The sequence below is a fragment of the Pedobacter sp. genome, assembly GCF_035566355.1.
In the GTDB taxonomy this organism is placed as follows: Bacteria; Bacteroidota; Bacteroidia; order Sphingobacteriales; family Sphingobacteriaceae; genus Pedobacter.
This window is the reverse complement of the sequence record NZ_DATMRL010000324.1, coordinates 1-5,863: the sequence shown is the minus strand read 5'-3', so window position 1 is coordinate 5,863 and position 5,863 is coordinate 1. Positions and strand designations below refer to the sequence as shown.

Sequence of the window (5,863 nt, the reverse complement as noted above, 5' to 3'; positions counted from 1 at the left end):
TATCGTGAAAGATATAGCCCGAAGGACGACAATACATTAAGATTGTTTTTTGGTGTTAAGGATAAAGACGGCAACTACAGACAGAATATAGAAAAGATTGATATTGATAGGTTCAGATCACTTGTGAAACTTTTGAAAGGAGAAGAAGCTATCGTTCCTCATGAGAAGAATTATAAACTTTTAGCCTGGCTGATCAATTTTGATGGAGAGGATACCGGCAAATCCGGTGTTACTATAGATAAAGGTCTAGTTGTGAATTCATTAATTGATAGTACTTCTCAACCCTTAAAAAACAGAATAGGTGTAAGGAAAGAGTGGATATCAAAGCCGAGAATTAAGAATATTATAATATCTTTTGTTGGAATTGCTGCGGTAAGTACGGGAGTATATTGGCGGTCAGTAAGTAGTGATCAGAAGTGTATGTACTGGACAGGTAATGCATATCAAACTATTTCATGCAATGAGAAGGTTGGAGATACCGCTATTATTGCATTAGATACATTTAAGTTAGCACACTTAAAAAGAATAACACGTCAGGATACACTTACAAAATGGTCTGTAGGTAGGATCTTTTATTCTAAAGTAAATTCAGATTCAATAGATGTATTTACATCTGCAGGGTCTCATCCAGTGCGTAACGGAAGAAAGCTAATGCCTTTGACTAATTATATGTATGTCAAATATATAAGCCGTAAGTGATTCGGTTTTCCAGCCTTTCATAATTTACTGGAATTCCGGGAAACCGTAAATATTTCAGTAAATGCCTTCTTACTTTTACAATTAGTTTGTATTGAATCAATGTTTGAAGATTATAAAAAGGCGCTTTTAGAGTTCTATAAGAAGGAGATTGGTCAGCTTTCAGAAAACCTGCAACATCCGGGACGGCAGAAGTTGCGAAATGAATGCTTAAATGCTGTTAAAGATAAAAATCGGTCAAAAGACGAGCAATTACTTAGACGGTTCTTCGACCCATCGAATGAATATGAAGATTTAGCAAGAAGCATTGAAAAATTTGAATTGGATAAATTTAGACCGCTGGTTAATTTCTTGGTAAGAGGAACTAAACTTAGAGATGAGTTATCCGTAAAACTACTCGCCTGGCTTATAGGCTTTGATACTTATAGCGAATGGCGGAAAAAGAAAGAAACTCCTGTGCCGACTATACCCGTGCCGACTACAGAGGGCCCAACCGGAGGAGCAGGAACACCACCTATCATCAGAGGCCTTCTTCATATTAAGGAGCCAGTAGTTGTTCAACCTCCAAAATCTTTACCCTTCAGGAGAAGTGCTTTTATCAGTATTTGTATCCTCATTTTCGGTAGTGGATGTTTTATTTTATGGGAAAATAACCTTACCCGAACCCATTTGCCAAACGAAAATGAACAATGCATGTATTGGGACGGCTACAAATATGAGCCTGCAAATTGCGACGACAACACAGCTCATACTCTAATCCCAATAAACATACATGCGATAAATTATTTTAAGAAAATCAGATATCCCGATACATTGACCCAATATTCTCTTGGAAAGGTATGGTACTCTAAAATTAATGGTAAACTCGAATATTTTACTGATAGTGGAACTCACCCTGTTGATACCACAAGGAAATTGAGATCCTTAAGTCCGTATATGCTGAACAAATATTCATCATTTTATAGATATGAATTGAACGTTTTGGGCTGGTCAGTAGGAATAATTGTTATGACTTTTTTAGTTGTATTCTTAATAACGCTGAGCTATAAGAACATAAAAAGTGCTCTTCCCAAGCTTCATTTTAATAGGATACGCCCAGTAAAATCAATTTATTTAAGCCTTATGACAATGAGATCAAAATAGCTGACCATGGAAGGCATTTGTTGAATGTGTAATGCCGAAGCTTTAGCTATTATTAGGAGAGGAGATACCTCCCCTTTAGAAAAAAAATTGGAAGAAAATATCGTAGCTCATTGACCTAGCGATAACGATTTTATGTTATTGGAAATAAGAATGTATGGTCCGGCCATGCTTATTTTAATGAACTGGTTGCAAAACATCTAAAATTTATATAAAACATGTTGGCCGTTTGTTATTGAGGGAATTTGCGAGTAATTATTATCAAACATATAGATTTACTGAAAAATTAGAACCAAATAGATTAAAAAAGAAATGAAGAAATTGAGGTTGATCTTAGTGACTTTTACTTTTATAATTTCGTGTACTGCGAATGAATTTGAAAGAAAAAATATCATTGGCGATTATTATCTAACTACTACGGACGGCAATAAGAGAGATGTTTATATTGATTTTAAGTTAGAGTCTGGTGATTTTATTGGAGTAATTCCTTCGACTGTGTTTTCGGTTGGACATGATGATAAATATATTATAGCTAAGCAGCATCCATTTACTTATCCCTCAAAGGTAGATACATCAATCACAAACTATTATATCCTGCCTATTCAAAAACAGACTTTATCACCAGAACTAGGTTTGTTGGGACCTTTGACATTTGAAAATTTTGAGGCTAAAAGGAAAAAAATGGGAATTGTAAATATCCTTTTTGAGAATGTTAAGAATTGATTGAGGCAAAAAAGTGTAATAGATAAAGTTCTAAATAATGAATTAAATTTGGTCAGTGATCTAATAATCTAAGATTTTCGGGATAGAAGTCCTGTTATAAATATCGAAGATTTGAAGTAGAAAAGATTTTCAATATTGTAGAAACGTAAAGCCTGGTATAAATTGATGCCTGGCTTTATTACTATGTAACCCTGATTTTAATTCATTAATACTATTTTATAACTTTAATCAAAATATTAATATTGGATACAAATATTTGTATTCTATCACATAATACTTTGATTTAAAATGACTCGGGTAATCCTTCAACCAGCTTCGCTATCTATTGCAAGGAAGAACTATGAGAATACTGTAGAGAAATCTGTTAGCATAGAACGAATTGCCAAATTTCTTACTCCAGGGCAAAAAAATAAACTGAAGGAGAATTACCCTGATGGTAAATTTAAGGTATGGGGTGCACTTCCTGGAAAAGGGAGAGAAAAATATTGGAATGAAATTTCAAGAGGAGATGTCATTCTATTTGCAAGAGACAATGCTATTTTTTCTTCTGGTATAGTTACCGTTAAATTTCGTAATGCCGATGTGGCCCGGGAGATTTGGCCCGTAAATAAAAAAACTGAAGCAACCTGGGAATATCTTTATTTCATAGCCGAGTTAACATCCAGGTCAATTCCATATTCGAGATTTAATCAGTTACTAGGATATGGAGATGGAACGATTATCCGAAGTTTTAGAATCTTGAACGAAGACCAGTCAATATTGGTACTGGATGACTTTACGGATTTGGAGAGTGAAACATATTTTGATGATTCTACAAGCGACGATAGAAAAGCTTCTGAAGACAAATTAAAAGCGATGGACCACACCGACAAAAGCCAGTCGATAAAAGCCAGATTAGAACAGCCTGTTTTTAGGGGATGGTTATTCAAAAGGAAGAAATATGCAATTTGTGGGATCTGCCATACCAATTATCCCGTTGCATTTCTACATGCTGCACACATTAAAAAGAGGTCTAAGTGTACTCACGAAGAAAGAACAGATCTGGATATAGTAATGTCAATGTGCAGAATGGGCTGCGATGACCTTTATGAACGAGGATACATTAGCGTAAAGGACGGTAAAGTTATCGGCCTTAAGCAGAAGTATATAACACCGGCCATAGAAAAAGCCAAAGATGCCGTAATTGGTAATGACTGTACCCATTATAACGATCAAACAATGAAATACTTTGAATGGCATTTTGATTTCCATGGAGGGAATAAACCCTAGCCCTTCTCTCTTTCCCTCCAATAAATTGAGATAATTCTCCATATTTTCCTAGCTTTAATCACAAATTAACTTTTCAATTAATTTATTGGTTTTACATGCAAGATATAGAAGAGATAACCGCAAAGCTGATAGAATTCCGCAATGAAAGAGACTGGGAACAATTCCATAATCCCAAAGATCTAGCCTTGGCTTTAAACATAGAAGCAGGAGAACTTCTGGAAGCATTCCTATGGAAAAACGCTACAGAAGCAAAACCAGAGAAGGTCAAGGAAGAACTCGCCGATGTATTTGCTTATGCCTTCCTTCTGGCCGAAAAATACGGCTTCGATGTAAAACAAATTGTATTGGACAAGATCCAGAGAAATGCCGAAAAATACCCAGTAGATAAATCAAAAGGAACGGCAACCAAATACAATGAACTATGAGGTTGTACGCTGGATCTTCAGCTAATTTTATAGCTCTAAACGTTAACAACCAAATAGCAGACCTGTTAAAAGAAGAATTCTTCAAATGCTTTGGGTTTCAGGCCTCGCAAAACGAGATCATGTCCTGGCGCAATTCCTTATTCCGCCTGTCGGATATCCTGGAACGCGCAGGTCTGAATGATCTTGGCGTCATGGTCGAATACAAACTCCCGCTCAGTGGTAAACGGATTGACGTGCTTATCTGTGGAAAAGACGAAAACCAAAAGAAACATGCAATTATCATTGAACTGAAACAATGGGATAAGTGCAATTTAACCGATTATGACAGTGACTATGTCGTAACCTGGGTAGGTGGGGGGAACCGGTCTGTATTGCACCCAAGTGTACAAGTAGGAAATTACATGTATTACTTGCAAGACAACAGTACAGTTTTCTACCAAGGAGAACATCCCATTGCACTTTCTGCATGCAGCTATTTACACAACTATACCTTTCTCCAAGATGACGTTCTTCAGGACCAACGGTTTCAAAAAGCATTAGATCGGTTTCCAGTATTCACAGCAGATCACAGAACCGAACTTTCGGATTTTATCAGCAGTAAAGTGAAATCAGGTGACGGATTACAGATCCTTGGCGAAATAGAAGAAAGCAAGCTGCGGCCCTCTAAAAAACTCCTTCAGCAGGTATCCACAGTGATCAGGCAAAAACTCAAAGGAGAACTTAAGCTATTTGGAAAAGTAAAAGCCCCTGGTGATTATATCCTTCTCGATGAACAGTTAATTGTCTACGATACTGTAATGAGCATTGTTCGTAAAGGGCTGGAACATAAACATAAACACGCCATCATTGTAAAAGGAGGTCCGGGAACAGGTAAATCCGTTATCGGCTTACAATTGCTGGCCGATTTGACCGCAAGAAATTTTAACGCCCATTATGCAACTGGGTCAAAGGCATTTACTGAAACCTTACGTAAAATACTCGGAGCCAATTCAAATAGTCTCCTTAAATACTTTATGTCCTACGGTGAAGCAAAATCTAATGAAATAGATGTCCTTTTGATGGATGAAGCGCACCGCATTCGTGAAAAGACCGGATATCCGTTTAAGTCGACCGGAAAATTGCAGGTAGAAGATCTGTTAAATGCAGCAAAGGTTTCTGTCTTCTTAATTGATGACTATCAAGTGGTAAGAAAAGGAGAGATTGGGTCGTCTGCATTTATAAGAGAAAAAGCTGAAGCTGCGGGTTGTAAAGTTTACGAATACGACTTACAGGCTCAATTCAGAAACGGAGGATCTGAAAGATTCAGCGACTGGATTGATCATACCCTGCAAATCAGGAAAACAGCTCATGTAGAATGGATGGATGAACCTAACTTCCAATTTACCATTATGGATTCTCCAGAAGCAGTAGAGCAGGCCATAAGGGCTAAAGTCGCAGAAGGTTATACCGCCAGAGTTACTGCAGGTTTTTGCTGGCCCTGGTCCAAAAAATTGGATGAGCATGGCGAGTTGATCACAGATGTGGAAATTGGAGATTATAAACGGCCATGGAACGCTCAGGAAGGATTGACCGGAATGCGCAAAGGAATTCCTAAATCTCAGTATTGGGCT

6 protein-coding genes are annotated in these 5,863 nt (G+C 37.2%); all 6 read left to right on the top strand.

What is annotated here, in order from left to right; genetic code table 11:
* Positions 1-699 (top strand): hypothetical protein (locus VNZ46_RS12520; protein ID WP_325560467.1); only part of this gene is annotated, 699 nt, incomplete at its 5' end.
* Between the two features lie 99 nt (positions 700-798).
* Positions 799-1,839, top strand: coding sequence for a hypothetical protein (locus tag VNZ46_RS12515; protein WP_325560466.1), 1,041 nt, complete (start codon positions 799-801; stop codon positions 1,837-1,839).
* A gap of 309 nt (positions 1,840-2,148) precedes the next feature.
* The gene (locus VNZ46_RS12510; protein WP_325560465.1) at positions 2,149-2,559 is read left to right on the top strand and encodes a DUF3997 domain-containing protein; all 411 of its coding nucleotides are present in this window, start codon (positions 2,149-2,151) and stop codon (positions 2,557-2,559) included.
* 288 nt (positions 2,560-2,847) lie between these two features.
* Entirely contained in the window at positions 2,848-3,828 is a 981-nt protein-coding gene (locus VNZ46_RS12505) for a hypothetical protein (RefSeq protein WP_325560464.1), read from the top strand.
* A 95-nt stretch (positions 3,829-3,923) separates the two neighbouring features.
* The gene (locus VNZ46_RS12500; protein WP_108555557.1) at positions 3,924-4,253 is read left to right on the top strand and encodes a nucleotide pyrophosphohydrolase; all 330 of its coding nucleotides are present in this window, start codon (positions 3,924-3,926) and stop codon (positions 4,251-4,253) included.
* Positions 4,250-5,863: DNA/RNA helicase domain-containing protein (locus VNZ46_RS12495; protein WP_325560463.1), on the top strand; the 1,614-nt coding region annotated here is incomplete at its 3' end. The genes VNZ46_RS12500 and VNZ46_RS12495, both read left to right, overlap by 4 nt.